This is a genomic window from Methylobacterium sp. SyP6R (assembly GCF_019216885.1).
Lineage (GTDB): Bacteria > Pseudomonadota > Alphaproteobacteria > Rhizobiales > Beijerinckiaceae > Methylobacterium.
Genome location: NZ_JAAQRC020000001.1, coordinates 3,097,897 through 3,116,989, shown reverse-complemented (window position 1 = coordinate 3,116,989; position 19,093 = coordinate 3,097,897). Strand labels below are relative to the sequence as shown.

The following is a 19,093-nucleotide window of genomic DNA, read 5'->3' as shown; positions in this document are numbered from 1 at the left end:
ACGGGGAGCAGGTCAGGTGGCGAGCATCGGCATCGTCGGCACGGGATTCGTGGCCGATTACTACATGCGCTCCCTGGCGACCCTGCCGGAGGTGACGATAGCCGGGGCCTGGGACATCGATCGGGACCGGCTGCACGCCTTCGGCCAGTACTGGCACGTCCCGGAGGCCGCGAGCCTCGACGATCTGATCGGCCGGCGGCCGGACCTGATCCTCAACCTGACCAATCCGGGCTCGCACTACGCCGTGAGCCTCGCCTGCCTGGAGGCGGGGCTGGCGGTCTACTCGGAAAAGCCGCTGGCGACCCGGCTCGACGATGCGCGCCACCTCCACCGGGTGGCGACCGAGCGCGGCGTGATGCTGGCCTCGGCGCCGTGCAGCGCGCTCGGCGAGAGCGCCCAGATCGTCTGGAAGGCCCTGCGCGAGCGGGTCATCGGCACGCCCCGTCTCGTCTATGCCGAGATCGACGACGGCTTCCTGATCCGCGCGCCGCACGAGACCTGGCGCAGCGAATCCGGCGCGCCCTGGCCGGTGCAGGACGAGCTGGCGGTGGGCTGCGCCCTCCAGCATGCCGGCTACTACCTGACCTGGCTGATCGCGATGTTCGGCTCGGTGACACGGGTCGCGGCGGCCTCGGCCGAGGTCTTAAGCCTGACGCTGGCCGATGGGACGAGAGCGGCGCCGACCTATGCCAGCGCCTCGCTGTTCTTCGAGAGCGGGGTGGTGGCGCGCCTGACCTGTTCGGTGGTGGCGCCGCACGACCATTCCCTGCGCATCTTCGGCGACGAGGGCATCCTGGAGGTAGGCGAGTGCTGGTCGAACGACGCCCCCGTCCGGCTGCGTCGCCGGCACGTGGTGCGCCGCCGCCTGATCGATTCCCCCCTCGCCCGCCGCCTGCGCGTCGCGGGGCCTACCCACGCCAAGATCGGGCGCAAGGGGGCGACGGCGATGAACTTCGCGCTGGGGCCGCAGGAGATGCTGGCGGCGCGGGCGGAAGGGCGTGCGAGCCGGCTCGACGCCGACCTCGCCCTGCACCTCACCGAGGTGGCCCTGGCGATCCAGAACGCCGGCAACGGCACCGGCCACCAGGTGATCGCCTCCCGGGCCGGCGCGGTGGCGCCGATGCCGTGGGCCATGGAGGATCGGGCGAAGGGGGATTTGGCGATGGGCGATCGGGCGACGGTGTGTTCGGGCTGACGGCGCCGATACGGCATGCGAAAGGAGGCGCGAACCTGAAGAGGATCCCGCGATGCCGCTCTACGCCCTCGACACCGTCAGCCCGGTTCTGCCGGAGGATGGCAGCGCCTGGATCGCGCCCGATGCCCACGTGATCGGCCGCGTGCGGCTCGGCCGCGAGGTCGGGGTGTGGTTCGGCGCGGTCATCCGCGGCGACAACGAGCCGATCGCGATCGGCGACCGCACCAACATCCAGGAGGGCGCGGTGCTCCACACCGATGCGGGCTTCCCGCTGACCCTGGGCGAGGGCATCACCGTCGGGCACGGCGCGATCGTGCATGGCTGCACGATCGGCGACAATTCGCTGGTCGGGATGGGGGCGACGATCCTCAACGGCGCCCGGATCGGCCGCAACTGTCTCGTCGGCGCCAATGCGCTCGTCACCGAGGGCAAGGAGTTTCCCGACAACAGCCTGATCGTCGGCGCCCCGGCCAAGGCGGTGCGGGTGCTGGACGAGGCGGCGGTGGCGGGTCTGCGGGCGTCGGCCGAGCGCTACGTCGCCAATGCCAAGCGCTTTTCGCAGGGGTTGCGGCGGGTGGATTGAGGATTTTTTCCGACTGGTCGCGGTTGGTGCCTCGTTCGCCGAGGGACTGATTGATTGGTCGATCGGCACCGCGGAGAAAATTTTTATCCCATCCGCGACCTCATCCTGAGGTGCGAGCTTTAGCGAGCCTCGAAGGAGGGCTCCAGATAGACGTGAGATTTCTGGAGCCCTCCTTCAAGGTTAGTCGATCTTGAATCGACTAACACCTCAGGATGAGGTTCTGGGTAGGAGATGGTGTTTTGGCCCACGCCCTTTCAATTCGCCGGCACCGGCGGCGTCGCCGGCACGGCGACCGCGTCCGGCTGGAGCAGCGAGACGGTGATCGCCCGGGTGACGTGCTCGGCCATGCAGCGATAGCCGAGATCGGCCAGGCGGAAGCCGGCGCCGGACTGGGCGGTGTCGCCCCCTTTGAGCGCGCTGATCGCCCGGCCGGCGAGGTAGCGCATCGCCTCGTAGCGCTGGACCAGCGGCACCTGCTCGCGCTCGGCAACCTTCTGGATCGCCTGGACGAACTGGCGGTAATAATCGTCCTTGGCGAGGCTCGCGGTGTATTGGGGATCGACCAGCACCACGTCGATACCGTGCGACTTGATCCAGGCCACGGTCTCGGCCAGCGATTGCGAGAAATCCTCGATGTCGACGCGGGCGAGGGCGTCGTTGCCGCCGACCTGCCAGACCACGAGGTCGGGCTCGATCTCGGCCACCTGGTTGCGCAGGCGCTCGGCTGCCCCGAAGGCGATCTCGCCGGAGACGCCGCGGCTCTCCACCGTCACCTCGATGTCGGGGAGCGAGCGGGTCAGCGCGTCCTCGAGCCGCACCGGGTAGGTGGCGGCGGTGCCCAGCCCCCCGGAATTGGAGCCGATCGTCAGCACCTGCACGGCCCGGTGCTCGCGCAGGGCCTTCTTCACCGCCTTGAGCTTGGCCAGGGTGTAGAGCTTCGATCCCGGCACCCTGCACTCGGGCGAGAGGCTGGGATCGGGCGCGTCGGGACTCGGCGCGGTGGCCTGGAGCGCGGGGATCTCGGCTAGAGCGGGGGCTTGCGCCGGCGCCGGCTGAACCTGCCCGGGCGGGGGCGTCGTCGACTGGGCCTGAACGGAAAAGGCGAGGCAGGAGACCAGGGCGAGGCTCACGCCGCCGAGGAGGGACGGGGAGAGCGAGAGCGCCATTCGACGAACCATGCCGTGAAGGAGAGGGAAGCCAATCCGCATCCTACGACAAAGACGTCGGTCGCGAAACCTCCCCCGCTCCAGAACCGAATCAGTTGTGCACCGAGGCTGGCGACCGAACCGACCGAGAACACTGCGAGCGAGTTGCGCCCGAGCCCCGCAAGCTGGCGGACGAGCCAGCGGGCCCGCGGCTGGATCAGGCCGAACACCGTCTGGAAGGCGAGCATGACGCCGAGGAAGTGGATCAGCCGGGCCGGCGACAGGTAGGATTTGTCGAAGATGAACAGGAGCCGGGGCTCCGGCACCGCCAGGGGGTCGGGCCGCAGGTTGAACCAGGACAGGACCGCGCCGACGATCACGATGACGATGCCGAGCGGCATCAGCCGGCGGCGCCAGGCCAGGAACCGCTCCGAGCTGCGCCGCCATTCATGCGCCGCGAAGCCGAGCACCAGCAGCAATTGCCAGCACAGCGGATTGAAGAACCAGTGCCCCTCTACCGGCCAGCTCGGGATGTTGATCTCGAAGACCAGGCTCACGGCATAGAGCAGGACCGAGATCCCGATCGCCAGGCCGAGATGCACCCGCGACAGGAGCACGAAGGCCGGGGCGAGACCGAGCAGCACGACGTAGAGCGGCAGGATGTTGAAGAAGCCGAGCTGGTGCAGCAGCGTCACCCAGCCGACGGTGGCCTGGATCGGGTCGCTGAAGACCGGACCGGCATTGTGCCATTCGACCAGCAGCGGGTTGTCGAGATAGAGCGCCGCGCCCGCCAGCATCGCCAGCGCGATCGCCGTGATGACGAGCTGCGCCCGGTAGACCTCGACCATGCGCGAGAGCAGCCGCAGGATCGTGCGGAGCGCCGGCTCCGGCACCCCGTCGCGCCCGCGGGTGGCGATGCCGATCGACCAGCCGGCCAGGAACACGAACAGCTCGGCCGCGTCCGAGATCCCGTACTGGGAATAAGTATAATTCTGGAAGGTGTTGCCCGGGATGTGGTTGATGAAGATCGTGACCAGGGCGATGCCGCGCCAGAAATCGACCGCATTCGGTTCACGCATGATGCTCGTGGTCCCTCATGCTCGTGGTCCTCTAGCCTGACTGCGGACGCCTCCGAACGAGTGAGTGGCGTCGGGCATCGCTGGGTTTAGCGCATGAGCAGACCGCCGCGTACCGAGCGCGGCGGTCGTCCGGTGATCGCCCTGCCCTACTTCACGATCCGGTCGAGGCGGTTGTTGATGAAGAAGTACAGCTCCTTCGCGCCGGGCTCGGTGTAGAGCACCTGCACCTCGCGCTGGCCCCGGCCGCTCTCGCCGACGAGCACGTCGGTCGGCGGCTTGCCCTTGAGGCGCACCAGCTCGCATTCGCCGATGCCGGGAGCGATCTCGGTGGCGTTGCCTGGGACCGCGCCGGTGCAGGTGCCGTCCTGGGCGAGCACCGGCCCCCAGCTCGGGGCGGGCGGCGGGGCGGGTTTCGGCGGGCTTGCCAGGTTCACCGGCGGGGCGGCGCGGTCGGTGCTGCTGCACCCGGCCAGTGCCAGACCCATCAGGGCGATTCCGATCACCGTCCGCCGCATCGTGCCCCGCCCGTCATCGTCCCTCGGCGGCGCTGCGCCGCGCCGCCAGGGCCGTCTCGTAGAGGTGGAGCGCGTCCCCGCGCAAGGCCGCCCGCGAGCCTTTGCGGAAATAGAACATGTGGCCGCCGGGATAGACCGACAGGGAGAGGCGCCGGTCGCGGCCGTAGGCCGGCATCTGATCGAGGATCAGCTTCGAGGCGAAGTAGGGCGTGACGAGGTCGGTATAGCCGTGGGCGACGAGCACCCGCAGGTCGCCGTCGAGGGAGAGCGCCTGGCGCAGGTCGCTCACCACCTCCGGCGGAGAGCGGCCGCCGCCCCAGTTCCAGCCGGCATTGACCGCGTTGTTGAGGAGTTCGTAGCGCAGGTTCGGCACCCGCCAGTTCAGCGTGCGGGTGGTGAGGTCGATGGCGGCGCTGGTGAGCGGCGCCAGCATGGCGGTGAGGATCGGATCGGCGAAGCGCCCTTGCGCCGCGCTCGGATCCGGGTCCCAGCCGGTGATGCCGGTATCGTAGGCGCTCGCCACCCGGCCCGCATCGCGGTCGGCCTCGCGCTGGTAGCTGGCGCCCGCCACGCGGCCGGCCTGGCGGCGCACCAGGGCGGGATCGAGCCCGGTCAGGGCGGCGACGCGTTCGGTCATCCGGTCGATGGCGGCCGGATCGGAAGGCCCACGCAAGAGGTCGCTGAGGTAGGGGCCGGTGGCATAGGCCTCCACCGCCTCCATGCGGGCGGGGTCGGGGGTCTCGCCGCGCTTCTCCAGGCCGGCAGCAGCGAGCGAGGGCAGCCGTGTCACCGCGCCCAGCGGGTTATGCCGCGGCGGCTGGAGATAGCCGAAATCGAGCACCGGCGAGAGCAACACCAGGCCGGAGAGGCCGATTCCGACGTCGTCCTGGAGCTTGCGGGCGACGAGCGGGCCGCGAAACCCCCCATAGCTCTCGCCGAGGAAGAATTTCGGCGAGGTGAGCCGGTCGTTGGTGCGCAGCCAGCGGGCGATGACCGCCGACAGCACGGCCGCGTCGCTCTCGACGCCGTAATAGCGCTTCGCGTCGTCGCCGGCGGCGCGGCTGTAGCCGGTGCCGATGGGATCGATGAAGACGAGGTCGGTGAAGTCGAGCCAGGTCTCGTCGTTCGGCACCGTCACCGGCGCCATCGAGGGGCTGATGCTGGTGCCCTCGAAGGGCACGCGCCACGGCCCGACCGCCGCGAGGTTGAGATAGGCCGAGGCCGCGCCCGGCCCGCCATTGACCGCGAAGGTGACCGGCCGCGTCCGGGCCTCCCGGTCCGGCAGGGTGAAGGCCGTAACCGCGATCTCGGCCTGGAGTTTCCCGGATTCGTCGACCAGCGGCAGGCTGCCGGCGAAAGCCGTGAAGTTCAGGGTGCGGCCGTCGGAGAGGGTCAGGCTGTGCTGCGTCGTCGCGTCGGGGGGCAGGCGCCGGCCTTCGGGCTGGCGGGTCTCCTGACGGGCCTCTTGACGTGACTCTTGACGTGACTCTTGGCGGGCAGGCTGCGCGACGAGCGGCGCGGCTCCGAGACAGAGGGCTGCCGCGGCGGCGAGGATCCGGGTCGTGATGCGGGTCATGACGTCTCCTCGCGGGCGGGGGCCTTGTCTTTTTTTTGAGTTCACCGCTCCCTTTCCTTCGAAAGGTCGGGCGCGGGTCTCTCCTCTCCCCGCGGGCGGGGAGAGGGCTGTGTCTCCGTTCAGGAGACGCAGCTAGCGACGGCGAAGCCGAAGCGAGGGTGAGGGGGTGTTTCCGGATGAGCCACATCCGTCGACACCCCCTCACCCTCGCGCTTCGCGCTCCTTTCGTCCCCGGCAAGGGGGACGAAAGCCTCTCCCCGCCCGCGGGGAGAGGGGAATTCCCGCGCCTTTTCCTTCACTGGACAGCCCTGCCAGTACAGAGGAGCGGAGACGCGCTTCATCGTGACAACACGCGGTGTGCAGACCCGCCATCACGCCTTCTTCTGCCAGCGGCCGCGCTCGTCCTGCTGCCAGTAGGCGACGCTGTGGCCGGCCTCCTTGGCGCCGCGCCACTGCTCGCGGGCATGCAGCAGGGCGTCCTGGTCGGTGCCGTCGAACAGGATGCAGATGCGCTGGTAGCTGGCCGCATCCTCGGGCAGGGCCGCGCCCTCGACCAGGAAGCGGATCGAGGCGCCGTTCGGGTTGGCGTCGCGCAGGGTCAGCACCACCGGCTGAGTGGCGCAATCGGGGTCGCGGTCGGTGCCGTGGGGCAAAAAGCTCTCCTCCGAGAAGACCCAGAGGTGATCGTCGAGGGCCTGGAGCCGCTCCTCGCTCGTCGCCTGCACGGCGACGCGCCATTGCCGCTCCAGGGATTTCTCCAGGAGGCTCGGCAGCACCTGTTCCAGGGGCTGGCGCTGCATGTGGTAGAACAGGATCTCGGTCACGGTGCTCACGAGATAGGGCGCCCCGGGCCGGACGGCACCGGCTCAGGGCGCGGTGTCCGGCCTCAGGCTTTCGCCGCCTCTTGCGCCGCCTCTTGCGCTCTGCCCAGCAGCTTCACGAGGTCGCAGCCGGCATAAAGGTCGTAAGCGACGCCGGCCGCCCGCAAGGCGGGCTCGAGGTCGCCGGGCCGGCCGGCGAGGAACAGCGTGGTGGCACCCGCTCCGCGCAGGGCCTCGGCCGCCGACACCGCCTCCTCGGCATAGACCGCATCCGAGGAGCACAGGCAGGCGATCGGCGTGCCGGACGCCCGGAACGCCTCGGCCAGGGCGGCGTGATCGGCAAAGCCTTCGTTCGTCACCGCCTCGATGCCCCCGGCCTCGAAGGCGTTGCGGGCGAAGGTGGCGCGGGTGTTGAAGGCGCTGAGAGCCCCGAGATTGGCGAGGAAGACCCGCGGGCGCCGTCCCGTGCGGGCGAGGATGGCATCGGAAGTGTCGCGCAGGGCCTCGAAGGGCTCGGCGAGGCGCCGGGACGGCAGGGCACCCTCCGACACCGCTTCCGCCGCCGGGGCGGGCACCAGCACCGCGACGGGCGCCTCGTGCAGGTCCGGGAACTCGCTGGTGCCGGTGATCGGCTGGCGGCGGGTGGCGAGATCCGCGTCGCGGGTTTTTCGCAATGCGGCGAGGCGGTCGGCCATCGCGCCCGAGCGCAGGCTCTTCGCAATGCCCCCGTCCCGCTCGATCGCCTGGAACAGCCCCCAGGCCTCACCGCAGAGCTGGTCGGTCAGGACCTCGAAGCCGCCGGCTCCGGCAGCCGGATCGGCGACGCGCCAGAGATTGGCCTCGTCGAGGAGGACGTGCTGGGTGTTGCGGGCGCAGCGGCGGGCGAAGGCATCGGGCAGGCCCAGAGCCGCGGTGAAGGGCAAAACCGTCACCGCATCGGCCCCGCCGAGGCCGGCGGAGAAGACGGCGGCGGTGGCGCGCAGCATGTTGACCCAGGGGTCGCGCCGGGTGGTGCTGCGCCAAGCGGTCTCGGCGTGCAGGCGGATCGGCGCAGGCGCGAGCCCGCAAGCCTCCTCGATCCGGGCCCAGAGCCGGCGCAGGGCCCGGACCTTCGCCACCGTCAGGAATTCGTCGGATTCGGCCACCAGCAGGAAGGCCAGGGCGGCGCGGGCGCGCTCCAGATCGTACCCGCCGGCCTCCAGGGCCCGCAGGGTCGCGAGCGCCCCGGACAGGACGGCCGCCAGTTCCAGCGCCTCGCTGGCGCCGGCCTCGTGGAAGGGCCGGGCATCGGCCAGGAAGGCGCGGCCGGTGAATCCCGCCGCCTCGACCTCGCGCAGCAAGTCGGCGAGGCCGGGCCAGGACGGGGCCGCCCCGGTGGCGGCCTGAACGGCGATGGGATCGAGGCCGAGATCGATGTCGAGGGTGGCGAGGTCGTCGCCGCGGGCCTCGGCCAGGGCGAGGAGCGCCCGGGCGGCGTCCGGCCCCGCGGCGCCGGCATCGAGCCGCAGGCCGATCAGCGGCAGCATCACCCCGTCGAGCGCCGCCGCGATGGCCTGGGGCCCGGGCAGGCCGAAGCCGCGGGCGGCGGGGCTGCCGGCCATCACCAGGGTCAGGGCGTCGGCGCCGCCGTCGAGGTCGGTCAGCGCCAGGGCATTGGCCTCGGCCGGATCCGGATGGTCGACCCGCTGGCTCACCCGCCAGCGCCCCGGCGCGGCGCGTCCGGGCTGGGGCGCGGCCTCGGCCGGCGGATAGAGCGGCTGAACCGCGATGCCGTCGGGGGTGCGGCGCACCAGCCGCTTCTCGAAATCGGCCCCCTTCAGCACCCCGTCGACCAGGGCACGCCACTGCGCCTCCGTGGCGGCCGGAAACGCGGCGGCGAGCGTCGTATCGTCCATGGCGGGTCCTCGTGGCGCGGGGTCTTCTCCCTAACGCCAGGACATAACCGCGCCACACGCCATTGGTCGAGGTCCCTCGAACGCGAGCGACGCGCCCTCCCCGTCACCCTTGCCCGTCAGCCGAACACGATCAGCCCGGCAAAGCCCGCCGCGCCGACGATGATGCGCCACCAGGCGAACAGCGAGAACCCGTGGCGGGAGACGTAGTCGAGGAGCTTGCGGACCACGAACAACGCCGACACGAACGCCACCACGAAGCCGATGGCGATCAGCCCGACATCGTCCTTCGACAGGTTCTTGTAGTTGTCGAGCAGGTCCTTGGCGAAGGCGCCGGCCATGGTCGGCATGGCGAGGTAGAACGAGAACTCGGTGGCGGCGCGCTTGCCCGAGCCCATCAGCATCGCGCCGACGATGGTGGCGCCGGAACGCGACACGCCGGGGACCATCGCCAGGCACTGGAAGAAGCCGATCTTCAGGGCCATCGGCAGCGAGAACTGGTGCACGTCGTCGTATTTCTGCTCGAGGTCGGTCTCGTCGATGACGAGGAGCACGAGGCCGCCGGCGACCAGGGTCGAGCAGATGATCCAGGGGTTGAACAGGTAGAACTTGATGTATTTCGAGAACAGGCCGCCGATGATGGCGGCGGGCAGGAACGCGATCAGGATCGCCAGGATGAAGCGGCGGGCGTTCGGATCGCTGGGCCCGCGCCGCAGCAGGTCGAGCAGCTGGCGGAAATAGACGCTGACGATCGCCAGGATGGCGCCGAGCTGGATCAGCACCTCGAAGGTGTTGTTGGGCGATTCGAACCCGATGAAGTGGCCGACGAGGAGCTGGTGCCCGGTCGAGGAGACCGGGATGAACTCGGTGGCTCCCTCGACGAGGGCGAGCACCACGGCCTTGCCGATGCTGGCGACGTCCATCACCGCGCTCCCCGCAGGGCATTCGCCGCGGGCCTGCCCGCTCGTCCTGTCGCCGTCGTCATGTCGCCTGCTCTCGTGGTCGCGCGCGGGCGGTCGGGCGACCGCGTCCGGCGGGGATGGGAACGGGACCCGGGCCGCGCCCGCGTCTTGCGCACCGGTACGGCTCCACCTCTGTGGCAAGTCTGTGGTGAGGGGCGTGCCGGAGGTTTAGGCCTCTCGACGGAGTGTCGCACCGACACGGTTGAGGCTCGGTTACCAGCACCCGTCACCCGTGTTAAGGATGCCGAAAGATATCCGTGTCTCGGTGACCAGACGTTAATCCTGCGGGGGTCAATTCGGAGACGCACGACCCACCGCGAGCCGACCTTCCAGGCCAGCCGACAGACGAAGCGCGAAACGGCCACGCATGGCGACGCTCCATCACTCCCCGTTCTGCCCGCATTCCCGCTTCGTGCGCCTGATCATGGCCGAGATGGGCATGGAGCCCCAGCTCGTCGAAGAGCGCCCCTGGGAGCGCCGGGAAGACTTCTTGATGATGAACCCCGCCGGCACCACCCCGGTGCTGGTCGAGGAGGGCGGGCTCGCGGTACCCGGCGGCAGCATCATCGCCGAATATCTCGACGAGACGCGGGGCCTCGGCTTGAGCGGGATGCGGCTCCTGCCGGAATCCCCCGCCGCCCGGGTCGAGGTGCGGCGCCTGCTCGACTGGTTCCTGCAGAAATTCGACCAGGAGGTGACCGGCTACCTCGTCACCGAGAAGATCCACAAGCGCTTCATGACCTCGCAGTACGGCGGCGGCCCGCCGGACATGAACGCGATCCGGGCGGCGCGCAGCAACGTGCGCTACCACCTGAAATACATCGGCTACCTGATCTCGCGGCGGAACTGGCTGGCGGGCAGCCAGCTGACCTATGCCGACCTCGCCGCAGCGGCGCACCTGTCCTGCGTCGACTATCTCGGCGACGTGCCGTGGGACGAGGACGAGATGGCCCGGAACTGGTACGCGCGGGTGAAGTCGCGCCCCTCCTTCCGCAGCCTGCTCGCCGACCGGGTGGCCGGGATGGCGCCGGCCGATCATTACGCGGATCTGGACTTCTGACCTCTCGCATCCTGCTGACACCCGAGGCTTTTCGCCCCTTCCTGGAGACCCGCGCCCGGGCCCTGGGCTTCGATGCCCTGGCGGTCACCCGCCCCGACGCGGTGCCGGCGCTCCCCGAGCGCCTCTCCGCCTGGCTCGCCGCCGGCCACCATGGCGGCATGGGCTGGATGGAGGAGCGCACCGGCGAGCGGGCCGATCCGGCGCGGCTTTGGCCGGACGTGCGCAGCATCGTGATGCTCGGGGTCAATGCCGGGCCGGACGGCGACCCGCTGGCGGCCCTGGCCGAGCCGTCGCGCGGATCGATCGCCGTCTATGCCCGGCGGCGCGACTATCACGACGTGATCAAGGGCAAGCTGAAGGAGCTCGGCGGCGCCTTCGCGGCGAAGGCCGGCGCCAAGGTCAAGGTCTTCGTCGATACGGCGCCGGTGATGGAGAAGCCGCTGGCGGCGGCGTCCGGCCTCGGCTGGCAGGGCAAGCACAGCGTGCTCGTCTCGCGTGGCTTCGGCAACTGGCTCCTGCTCGGGGCGATCTACACCACGGCCGAGATCACGCCGGATTCCCCCGAGGGCGACCGTTGCGGCCGCTGCCGCCGCTGCCTCGATGCCTGCCCGACCGGCGCCTTCCCGGCCCCCTACCAGCTCGATGCCCGGCGCTGCCTCGCCTACCTGACGATCGAGCACGAGGGGCCGATCCCGGAGGAATTCCGGGTGCCGATGGGCAACAGGGTCTTCGGCTGCGACGATTGCCTGGCGGTCTGCCCGTGGAACAAGTTCGCGGCCGCCGCACGCGAGGCGCGGCTGGCGTCGCGCGCGGAGCTCGCGGCTCCTGCCCTGGTGGAACTGGCCCGGCTCGACGGCGACGCCTTCCGGGTGCGGTTCTCCGGCACACCGATCAAACGCACCGGGCGCGACCGCTTCCTGCGCAACGTGCTGATCGCCATCGGCAATTCGGGGGACTCAAGGTTGGCCGGCGAGGCGGAGCGCCTGCTGGCGGATGCCTCGCCGCTGGTGCGCGGCATGGCGGTGTGGGCGCTCGCCCGCCTCGGGCGCCTGCCCCCTGCCGCCCCCCCGGACGAACACGATTCCGACGTGCTGGCCGAGTGGCGGCTCGCGAAAAATCAGGGTGTCCAGAGGGCGAGCCCTCTGGCGGGTGCAGGGCGGCGCCCTGCATAAGACCGCACATCCTTTCAGGGCGCGGCCTATGAACCTGTTCGTCTTCGGGCTCGGCTACACCGCCGGCCATTTCGCGGCGCGCGAGCGCGGCCGTTTCGCGAGCGTCACGGCGACCCGCCAGAATCCGGGCAGCCTCGACGGGGTCACCTTGCGCGTCTTCTCGCCCGAGGGGACCGATCCGCGGATCGCCGACGACCTTGGCCAGGCCGACGCGATCCTGGTGTCGATCCCGCCGGATTCCGGCGCCGACCCGGCGCTGGCGGCCTTCGAGGAGGTGATCGCCGCCGGCCCGGCGCGGTGGATCGGCTATCTCTCGACGATCGGGGTCTATGGCGACCAGGGCGGCGCCTGGATCGACGAGGCGACCCCGCCGGCCCCGTCGCATCAGCGCACCCGCGACCGGGTCGCGGCGGAGGAGGCGTGGCTGTCGCTCGGGGCGCGGACGGGCAAGGCGGTGCAGGTCTTCCGGCTCTCCGGCATCTACGGGCCGGGGCGCAACGCGTTCGAGAAGCTCCGGCAGGGCAAGGCGCAGCGCATCGTCAAGCCGGGCCAGGTGTTCAACCGCATCCACGTCGACGACATCGCCACGACCCTCGCCGCCTCCCTCGACCGGCCGCGGCCGGGGGCGATCTACAACGTCACCGACGACGAGCCGGCCCCGCCGCAGGACGTGACGGCCTTCGCGGCGGAGCTTGCCGGGTTGGCCCTGCCGCCGGCCGTCGATTTCGACACGGCCAACTTGAGCCCGATGGCCCGCAGCTTCTACGGCGAGAACAAACGGGTGCGAAACCGGCGGATCCGGGAGGAGCTGGGGGTGGAACTGGCCTATCCGACCTATCGGGAGGGGTTGCGGGGGTTGGTGTAGGCAGTCACCTCCCGTTTGGTATCCCGTATGCGATCGCAGCCGCACTCAACCTGCGGCTGCTTATCAAACTGCATTCTGCATTCGGCATGTTACGTGTTGCGCACCACGCAACGACCTTCTATGATACAGAGCTTCGCGGACAGACGGACCCGCGTGTTCCATGAAGATGGCATCTGTCACCCATCATGGCGCAGCTTCGAACGCATCGCACTGCGCAAGCTCGACGCTCTGGACGCAGCAATCAAGCTTGACGACCTGCGGAGCCCGCCCGGCAATCGACTGGAAGCTCTCAGAGGGGATCGTGCGGGACAATACAGCATCCGCATCAACGACCAGTGGAGGCTGTGCTTCCACTGGACGGAGCAAGGCCCTCACAACGTCGAGATCGTTGATTATCACCATTGATCAGAGTGTTTCGACATGCCTCGGAAACGCATTCACCCAGGAGAATATCTGCTTGAGGAGTATCTCAAGCCACTAAACCTCAGCGCCAGGCAACTCGCGGACGCGCTCGATGTCCCACACAACCGGATCAGCGATATCGTCCGCGAGCGTCGTGGCGTGACGGCCGATACGGCACTCCGCTTAGGCCGGTACTTTGGCACGACGGCACAGTTCTGGGTCAACCTACAGGCGGCTCACGACTTGGCAAATGCACAGGCAACGACCGACTTGTCGAGAATCACGCCCCGGGAGATGTCCGAGGCGGCATCCATCTGAAAGCGCCGAGATCCACGGCGCCAATTACCGCCTTCTCACGCCGCGTGCCGCCCCGCCTCCGCGCCGAAATGCCCGATATACCGCTTGGCGATCGCCTCCACGGGCAGCACCACGAACACGTCGGTGGTGCCGAACTGGCGATCGACCACCGCCCCGTCGCCGAAGGTGGCGCCGACCCGCAGGTAGCCCTTGATCAGGGGCGGCAGGGCCTGGAGGGCGGCCTTCGGGTCGATCGCCTCGCGGCTCAAGCGGTCCATGGCGACGTGGCGGTCCGGCAGCGCGCGGGCGCGCCAGCCCTCGGGGGCGCGGGCGAAGTGGTGCAGGAAGCTCAAGGGCAGCGCGAGACGGTCGGGATCGGTGCCTTCCAGGCTGGCGCAGCCGAGCATCGCGTCGATGCGGTGATGCAGCACATAAGCCCAGATGCCGTGCCACAGCAGCTCGACGGTGCGCTTGGTGCGGTAGGGCTTGAGCACGCAGGAGCGGCCGAGTTCCAGCACCCTCTTGCCGGCATTGGCCTCCAGCACCGGGCCGAGATCGTACTCACCGGCGGTGTAGAAGCCGAAATGCCGGTCGGCCTGCTCCTGGCGCAGCAGGCGGTAGGTACCGACGACCCGGGGCTTGGGCTTGCGGAAGGGCTTGGTTTCCTGGGCGGCGTGGTCGATCACCAGGAGGTGGTCGCAGACCGCGTCGTACTCGTCGGCGTCGCGGCGCTTGATCAGGGCCATGCCGGTCGGAATCGCCGCCATCTCCTCATAGAAGACGCGGTAGCGCAGGCGCTGGGCCCGCTTGACCTCCTTCGGCGTCGTTGCGAGGCGCACCTCGAGGGAGCCGATGCGGCCGAGCAGGGGGTCGAGGCCGGGCGTCGGAAAGTGCTTCAGGCGCGGGAAGAGCCGCGAGGGCTGGGCCAGCCCCTTGAGCTGGATGCCGCCCTCCGCGGCGCGGCCGAGGAGGCGCGTGAGGGGGATGCCGGGCGGCGGAGCGTCGCGGCCGTCGCCGGCCGGGCCACGGGTGAGGAACGGAACCATGGTCGAGGCATCCCGTACGGCGCCGACCGGGCGCCCGGGGAGCGGTCGCCGCGACCGCCCCGCGTGGCGACACAACACCACGAAACCCCGCACGGGAATATGACAGGGGTTTACGAAGGTTTCCAAACGGTTGGCGGGGCGGTACCGCCCCGCCGCCGGAAAAGTCAGACGAACTGGTTCAGCCCCGGGATCGAGCCGACGATCGGGCCCATCACGTCCTCGCCGGCCTTCTCGCGGCCATAGGCGAACAGCTCGCGGCCGAGCGGCTGCATCTGGCCCATCGGCACGCCGGCGGACATCAGCTTCTGGCCGAGCGCCATCACGCCGCCGCCCATCATGCCGCCGAGCATGCCCATCAGGCCGCCGCCGCCCTCGCCGGGGCCGCCGTCGCCGGCTTGGGCGAGGGCCGCATCGGCGCCCGGCATCGCCGCGATCAGCTGATTGACCTCCTCGGCCGGGCCTTCCTTCTGCAGGAAGGCCAGGATGTGCCCGATCGCCTTCTGGGCCGTGGTCGCGTCCAGGCCCGTGGCCTGCGTCACCCGGGCAACAAGCTCTTCCATCGTGGTCTCCCGCACGTCTCGCGCGCAACCGACCGGCCGGCACGCCGGGCGGTCTTCGGCGAAGGGCAGCGTGAAATCAAGGCGGGCCCGGCAAAACCGGGACGCGACGGCGTTGACAGACGGCCCCCATGCCCGTAACGGTGACATCTGGCGCGCGGACTGCACGGTCCGCGCGCCGTCGCGTTCGCGGCGGCCTTCAGGGGTTCCCGAGCGTCAATTGCCAAAAAGACGACCCCGGCTGAAGCCGGAGGCCGGATGGAACACGGACGAGAACGATGTTCGCAGTGATCAAGACCGGCGGCAAGCAGTACCGCGTCGCCGCCAACGACGTCATCACGATCGAGAAGCTCGAGGGCGAGGCCGGCACCGCCGTCACCTTCGGCGATGTGCTGCTGTTCACCGACGGCGCCGGCGCGACCCAGGTCGGCGCCCCGCTGGTCTCCGGCGTCAGCGTCGCCGGCGAGATCGTAAAGCAGGCCCGCGGCCCGAAGGTCATCGCCTTCAAGAAGCGCCGCCGCCAGAACTCGCGCCGCAAGCGCGGTCACCGCCAGGACCTCACCGTGGTCCGCGTCACGGGCATCAGCGCCGCCTGAAGCTGGCTGCGAGCCCTTTTTTCCAGAATTCAGGAGTTAGCCCCATGGCTCACAAGAAGGCAGGCGGTTCGTCCCGCAACGGTCGCGATTCGGCCGGTCGTCGTCTCGGCGTGAAGAAGTTCGGCAGCGAGTCCGTGATTGCCGGCAACATCATCGTGCGTCAGCGCGGCACCAAGTGGCACCCCGGCGTCAACGTCGGCATGGGCACCGACCATACCCTGTTCGCCATGACCGCCGGCAAGGTGCAATTCATTACCAAACGAGGCCGCGCCTTCGTAACGGTCGTTGCCAACGACGCCGCCCCGGCCCTGGAGGCCGCAGAATAACCCGACGGAGCCAGTGACGAGGGAGCTCCGCCGGTGTCCCCACACCGACCCGGCGACTCCTGCTCACCTGAGGCCCGTAAAACGGCCAAGCTCCGAGCGAGATCACGAGGGGAAGGTGGGGAACCACCTTCCCTTTCGTCGTTCTCGTAACCGCGCCCGGGCGGGAGGCTCTGGGTTCGGATCGGAGTCAGGCGATGTTTCCCGACCTCACCCGCGACGATGTCTTCCGGCTCGAGACCCGGAGGCTGTGGCTGCGCTGGGCCCGTCAGGCCGATGCGCAAGCCCTCGTCCGATTCGCCGGTGAGAAAGCCGTAGCCGGGATGACCGCCCGAATTCCGCATCCGCTCGATCCGCCCTCCGTGGACAATTTCATCCTGGAGTCTCGGCGGGCCAACGCGGAGGGGCGGGCGCTGGTCATGGCGATCACGCCGCGGCGCCACCCGACCCAGGCGATCGGCGTCGTCAGCATCGAGCCCGATGCGGAGAGCGGCTCGGCCCATCTCGGCTACTGGCTCGGCACCCCGCATTGGGGGCAGGGCCTGGCCACGGAGGCCGCGCGGGCGATGATCGACGCGTTCTTCGCCTATACCGAGGGCGAGGAGCTGTCCTCCTCGGCCCGGGTGGTCAACCCGGCCTCGCGGCGGGTCTTGGAGAAGTGCGGCTTCGCCTCGGTCGGCTCCGGCCTCCAGGCCTTTCCGGCACGCGGCGGGGTCTTCCCGGTCGACCGGTTCCGGCTCGACCGGCGGGCCTGGGACAGCCTGAAGACCTGGCACGCCGCCGGGCTCGTCTTCGAGCGTCACGACCGGCCGGAATGCCGGGTCGGCGCCTGATCTGATACACTCTCGGCGGCCGGGGCCCCTCCCCGGCCGCCCTTCCCTTTTTCGGAGTTCTGTCCCGTGAAGTTCCTCGACGAGGCCAAGGTCTACGTCCGCTCGGGAGACGGCGGCGCCGGCTGCGTCTCGTTCCGGCGGGAAAAGTTCATCGAGTTCGGCGGGCCCGACGGCGGCGACGGCGGCCGGGGCGGCGACGTCTGGATCGAATGCGTCGAGGGGCTGAACACCCTGATCGACTACCGCTACCAGCAGCATTTCAAGGCCCGCAAGGGCGAGCACGGCTCGGGCCGCAACCGCGCCGGCGGCAAGGGCGAGGACGTGATCCTCAAGGTGCCGGCCGGCACCGAGATCCTGGCCGAGGACCACGAGACCCTGCTCGCCGACATGACGACCGTCGGCCAGCGGGTGCGGCTCGCCAAGGGCGGCAATGGCGGCTTCGGCAACGCCTACTTCACCACCTCGACCAACCGCGCCCCGAAACACGCCAATCCGGGCCTCGATGGCCAGGAGCAGTGGATCTGGCTGCGCCTCAAGCTCATCGCCGATGCGGGCCTCGTCGGGCTGCCCAATGCCGGCAAGTCGACCTTCCTCGCCACCGTCACGGCGGCCAAGCCCAAGATCGCCGATTACCCCTTCACCACCCTGCATCCGGGCCTCGGCGTGGTCCGGGTCGATACCCGGGAATTCGTGCTCGCCGACATCCCGGGCCTGATCGAGGGCGCGCACGAGGGCGTGGGCCTCGGCGACAAGTTCCTGGCCCATGTCGAGCGCTGCCGGGTGCTCTTGCACCTCGTGGAGGGCACGAGCGAGGATGCCGGCGCCGCCTACCGGCTGGTGCGCAACGAGTTGGAGGCCTACGGCCACGGCCTGGAGGACAAGCCCGAGGTGGTCGCCCTCTCGAAGGCCGATGCCCTCGATCCCGAGACCCTGGCGCTGCAGCTCGAACGCCTGGAGGAGGAGTGCGGCCAGAAGTCCCTCGTCCTGTCCTCGGCGACCCGCCAGGGCGTGACGGACGCCCTGCGGGCGCTCATGGCCCGCATGGATGCGGCGGCGGCGGAAGCGCCGGTGGAGCGCGCGGCCTGGCAGCCTTGAGGGAGGCGTGGGGGAGGCGCTAGAGTCGACGCCATCGGGAGTCGCCCCCATGACCGAGCCTCTGATCATCGACAGCGACGAGACCTTGCTTCTCGCCCGGCGCCTCGCGGAGCGTCTCGGGACGACGCCGGGCGATGCCGTGGCGCAGGCGTTGCGGGCCTATGACGAGATGCCGGCGGCGGCATCCGCCCTCTTGCGTCGGCGACCGCCTCTTCGAGATCAGGCAGCCCTCGTCGCAAAAATCCTTGCTCTCGGCGCCGCCGCACGGGCCGAGCTTCCGCCGGGAACGAACTCAGACCACAGCGATCTGTACGACGAGGACGGCCTTCCGCGATGATCGCGGTGGACACGTCGGCGCTGCTCGCAATCGCCTTCGGTGAACCGGAGGCACAAACCTTCCTCGACATTCTCGTGCAATCCGACTGGGTCCTCGGCACACCGATAGCCCTTGAGGCGCACATCGTCGTTGCACGGCGCGGCTCGATGCGTGCGACCCTGGCTTTCCAGGAACTGATGTTGCTACCTCGCCTCGCGCTTCTCCCCTTCACTGCGGCACATACCTTCCTGGCGAGGCAGGCCTTCGATCGCTACGGCAAGGGCATGGGACACCCCGCTTCCCTCAACTTCGGAGACTGCCTATCCTACGCAGTCGCGAAGCGCGACGATCTTCCTCTGCTGTTCAAAGGCAACGATTTCAGCAGGACGGACCTCGTGCCTGCCGTGAACTTCGATTCGTAACACCTGTTATCGACCAAGTTCACTGCGTTCCGAAGTCGTCTCCGAGCCTCTTCGGCTCAAGGATCACTGGGGTGTCGGTTTCGGGCAGCCATGGAGCGACCGATGAAGAAACCGCAAATCATCAGAGTTCTGAAGGCTTGCCGCGCCTCCTGAACGACTCCGCATCGCGTGCGTCCGCGTATGCCGCACTCACCCCCGCCCAGCAGGCGGATTACGATATCTTGCGTGCCCTCGTGCAGGACGTGGCCCGGTACAGGCAGCCCGGCGCGACTTCGGACCATTCCGACTTCTACGACGGGAACGGCCTGCCGGTCTGATCGCGCTCGACACGCCCGCGCTCA

General features: G+C 69.6%; 22 protein-coding genes. 13 read left to right on the top strand and 9 right to left on the bottom strand.

Features of this window, described 5'->3' with window-relative positions; genetic code table 11:
* Window positions 1-16: 16 nt before the first annotated feature.
* Window positions 17-1,195, top strand: a complete 1,179-nt coding sequence (locus HBB12_RS14415; RefSeq protein ID WP_236989983.1) for a Gfo/Idh/MocA family protein — start codon at window positions 17-19, stop codon at window positions 1,193-1,195.
* Between the two features lie 52 nt (window positions 1,196-1,247).
* Window positions 1,248-1,778 carry a gamma carbonic anhydrase family protein gene (locus tag HBB12_RS14410; protein WP_236989982.1) on the top strand — a complete coding sequence of 177 codons (531 nt, stop codon included), beginning with the start codon at window positions 1,248-1,250 and terminating at the stop codon, window positions 1,776-1,778.
* 254 nt (window positions 1,779-2,032) lie between these two features.
* Here HBB12_RS14410 and HBB12_RS14405 read toward each other — a convergent pair whose 3' ends face one another.
* From HBB12_RS14405 to HBB12_RS14375, 7 genes are all read right to left on the bottom strand, one after another.
* Window positions 2,033-2,944: an SGNH/GDSL hydrolase family protein gene (locus HBB12_RS14405; protein ID WP_236989981.1), complete on the bottom strand. Its 912-nt coding sequence runs from the start codon at window positions 2,942-2,944 to the stop codon at window positions 2,033-2,035.
* Window positions 2,905-4,002: an OpgC family protein gene (locus tag HBB12_RS14400; RefSeq protein WP_236989980.1), complete on the bottom strand. Its 1,098-nt coding sequence runs from the start codon at window positions 4,000-4,002 to the stop codon at window positions 2,905-2,907. The genes HBB12_RS14405 and HBB12_RS14400 overlap by 40 nt, the downstream gene beginning before the upstream one ends.
* Window positions 4,003-4,148: 146 nt before the next feature.
* Window positions 4,149-4,517, bottom strand: coding sequence for a hypothetical protein (locus HBB12_RS14395; protein WP_236989979.1), 369 nt, complete (start codon window positions 4,515-4,517; stop codon window positions 4,149-4,151).
* 13 nt (window positions 4,518-4,530) lie between these two features.
* Window positions 4,531-6,093, bottom strand: a complete 1,563-nt coding sequence (locus HBB12_RS14390) for a S10 family peptidase (protein ID WP_236989978.1) — start codon at window positions 6,091-6,093, stop codon at window positions 4,531-4,533.
* A gap of 371 nt (window positions 6,094-6,464) precedes the next feature.
* Window positions 6,465-6,917: a DNA polymerase III subunit chi gene (locus HBB12_RS14385; RefSeq protein WP_236992778.1), complete on the bottom strand. Its 453-nt coding sequence runs from the start codon at window positions 6,915-6,917 to the stop codon at window positions 6,465-6,467.
* A 62-nt stretch (window positions 6,918-6,979) separates the two neighbouring features.
* Entirely contained in the window at window positions 6,980-8,809 is a 1,830-nt protein-coding gene (locus HBB12_RS14380; protein ID WP_236989977.1) for a methylmalonyl-CoA mutase family protein, read from the bottom strand.
* A gap of 116 nt (window positions 8,810-8,925) precedes the next feature.
* Window positions 8,926-9,729, bottom strand: coding sequence for an undecaprenyl-diphosphate phosphatase (locus HBB12_RS14375; RefSeq protein ID WP_236989976.1), 804 nt, complete (start codon window positions 9,727-9,729; stop codon window positions 8,926-8,928).
* 406 nt (window positions 9,730-10,135) lie between these two features.
* On the opposite strand from HBB12_RS14375, the gene HBB12_RS14370 reads away from it, so the two are divergent.
* The 5 genes from HBB12_RS14370 (at window position 10,136) to HBB12_RS14350 (ending at window position 13,585) form a co-directional block, all read left to right on the top strand.
* The gene (locus HBB12_RS14370; protein WP_236989975.1) at window positions 10,136-10,828 is read left to right on the top strand and encodes a glutathione S-transferase family protein; all 693 of its coding nucleotides are present in this window, start codon (window positions 10,136-10,138) and stop codon (window positions 10,826-10,828) included.
* 41 nt (window positions 10,829-10,869) lie between these two features.
* Entirely contained in the window at window positions 10,870-12,000 is a 1,131-nt protein-coding gene (gene queG / locus HBB12_RS14365; protein ID WP_272913324.1) for a tRNA epoxyqueuosine(34) reductase QueG, read from the top strand.
* Between the two features lie 28 nt (window positions 12,001-12,028).
* Window positions 12,029-12,865: an SDR family oxidoreductase gene (locus tag HBB12_RS14360; protein WP_236989973.1), complete on the top strand. Its 837-nt coding sequence runs from the start codon at window positions 12,029-12,031 to the stop codon at window positions 12,863-12,865.
* Window positions 12,866-12,985: 120 nt separating this feature from the next.
* Complete coding sequence (locus tag HBB12_RS14355; protein ID WP_236989972.1) at window positions 12,986-13,270, top strand: type II toxin-antitoxin system RelE/ParE family toxin; 285 nt, start codon at window positions 12,986-12,988, stop codon at window positions 13,268-13,270.
* A 15-nt stretch (window positions 13,271-13,285) separates the two neighbouring features.
* Window positions 13,286-13,585, top strand: a complete 300-nt coding sequence (locus HBB12_RS14350) for a HigA family addiction module antitoxin (RefSeq protein WP_236989971.1) — start codon at window positions 13,286-13,288, stop codon at window positions 13,583-13,585.
* Window positions 13,586-13,620: 35 nt separating this feature from the next.
* On the opposite strand, the gene olsB is transcribed toward HBB12_RS14350, so the two are convergent.
* Window positions 13,621-14,610, bottom strand: a complete 990-nt coding sequence (gene olsB / locus HBB12_RS14345) for a l-ornithine N(alpha)-acyltransferase (protein ID WP_236989970.1) — start codon at window positions 14,608-14,610, stop codon at window positions 13,621-13,623.
* A 164-nt stretch (window positions 14,611-14,774) separates the two neighbouring features.
* Window positions 14,775-15,170: a DUF2267 domain-containing protein gene (locus HBB12_RS14340; RefSeq protein WP_236989969.1), complete on the bottom strand. Its 396-nt coding sequence runs from the start codon at window positions 15,168-15,170 to the stop codon at window positions 14,775-14,777.
* A gap of 275 nt (window positions 15,171-15,445) precedes the next feature.
* Between HBB12_RS14340 and rplU the strand changes: the two genes are divergently transcribed.
* The 6 genes from rplU (at window position 15,446) to HBB12_RS14310 (ending at window position 18,752) form a co-directional block, all read left to right on the top strand.
* On the top strand, window positions 15,446-15,763 hold the full coding sequence (gene rplU / locus HBB12_RS14335) for a 50S ribosomal protein L21 (protein ID WP_236989968.1): 318 nt from the start codon (window positions 15,446-15,448) through the stop codon (window positions 15,761-15,763).
* 44 nt (window positions 15,764-15,807) lie between these two features.
* A complete protein-coding gene (gene rpmA / locus HBB12_RS14330; RefSeq protein WP_236989967.1) occupies window positions 15,808-16,089 on the top strand; it encodes a 50S ribosomal protein L27 in 282 nt (93 codons plus the stop codon).
* Window positions 16,090-16,283: 194 nt separating this feature from the next.
* Window positions 16,284-16,919 (top strand): GNAT family N-acetyltransferase, encoded by a 636-nt coding sequence (locus HBB12_RS14325; protein WP_236989966.1) that lies wholly within the window; start codon window positions 16,284-16,286, stop codon window positions 16,917-16,919.
* A gap of 66 nt (window positions 16,920-16,985) precedes the next feature.
* Window positions 16,986-18,014: a GTPase ObgE gene (gene obgE, locus HBB12_RS14320; protein WP_236989965.1), complete on the top strand. Its 1,029-nt coding sequence runs from the start codon at window positions 16,986-16,988 to the stop codon at window positions 18,012-18,014.
* Between the two features lie 49 nt (window positions 18,015-18,063).
* Window positions 18,064-18,351, top strand: coding sequence for a type II toxin-antitoxin system VapB family antitoxin (locus HBB12_RS14315; RefSeq protein ID WP_236989964.1), 288 nt, complete (start codon window positions 18,064-18,066; stop codon window positions 18,349-18,351).
* Complete coding sequence (locus tag HBB12_RS14310) at window positions 18,348-18,752, top strand: type II toxin-antitoxin system VapC family toxin (RefSeq protein ID WP_236989962.1); 405 nt, start codon at window positions 18,348-18,350, stop codon at window positions 18,750-18,752. The genes HBB12_RS14315 and HBB12_RS14310 overlap by 4 nt, the downstream gene beginning before the upstream one ends.
* The last annotated feature ends 341 nt before the right edge of the window (window positions 18,753-19,093 follow it).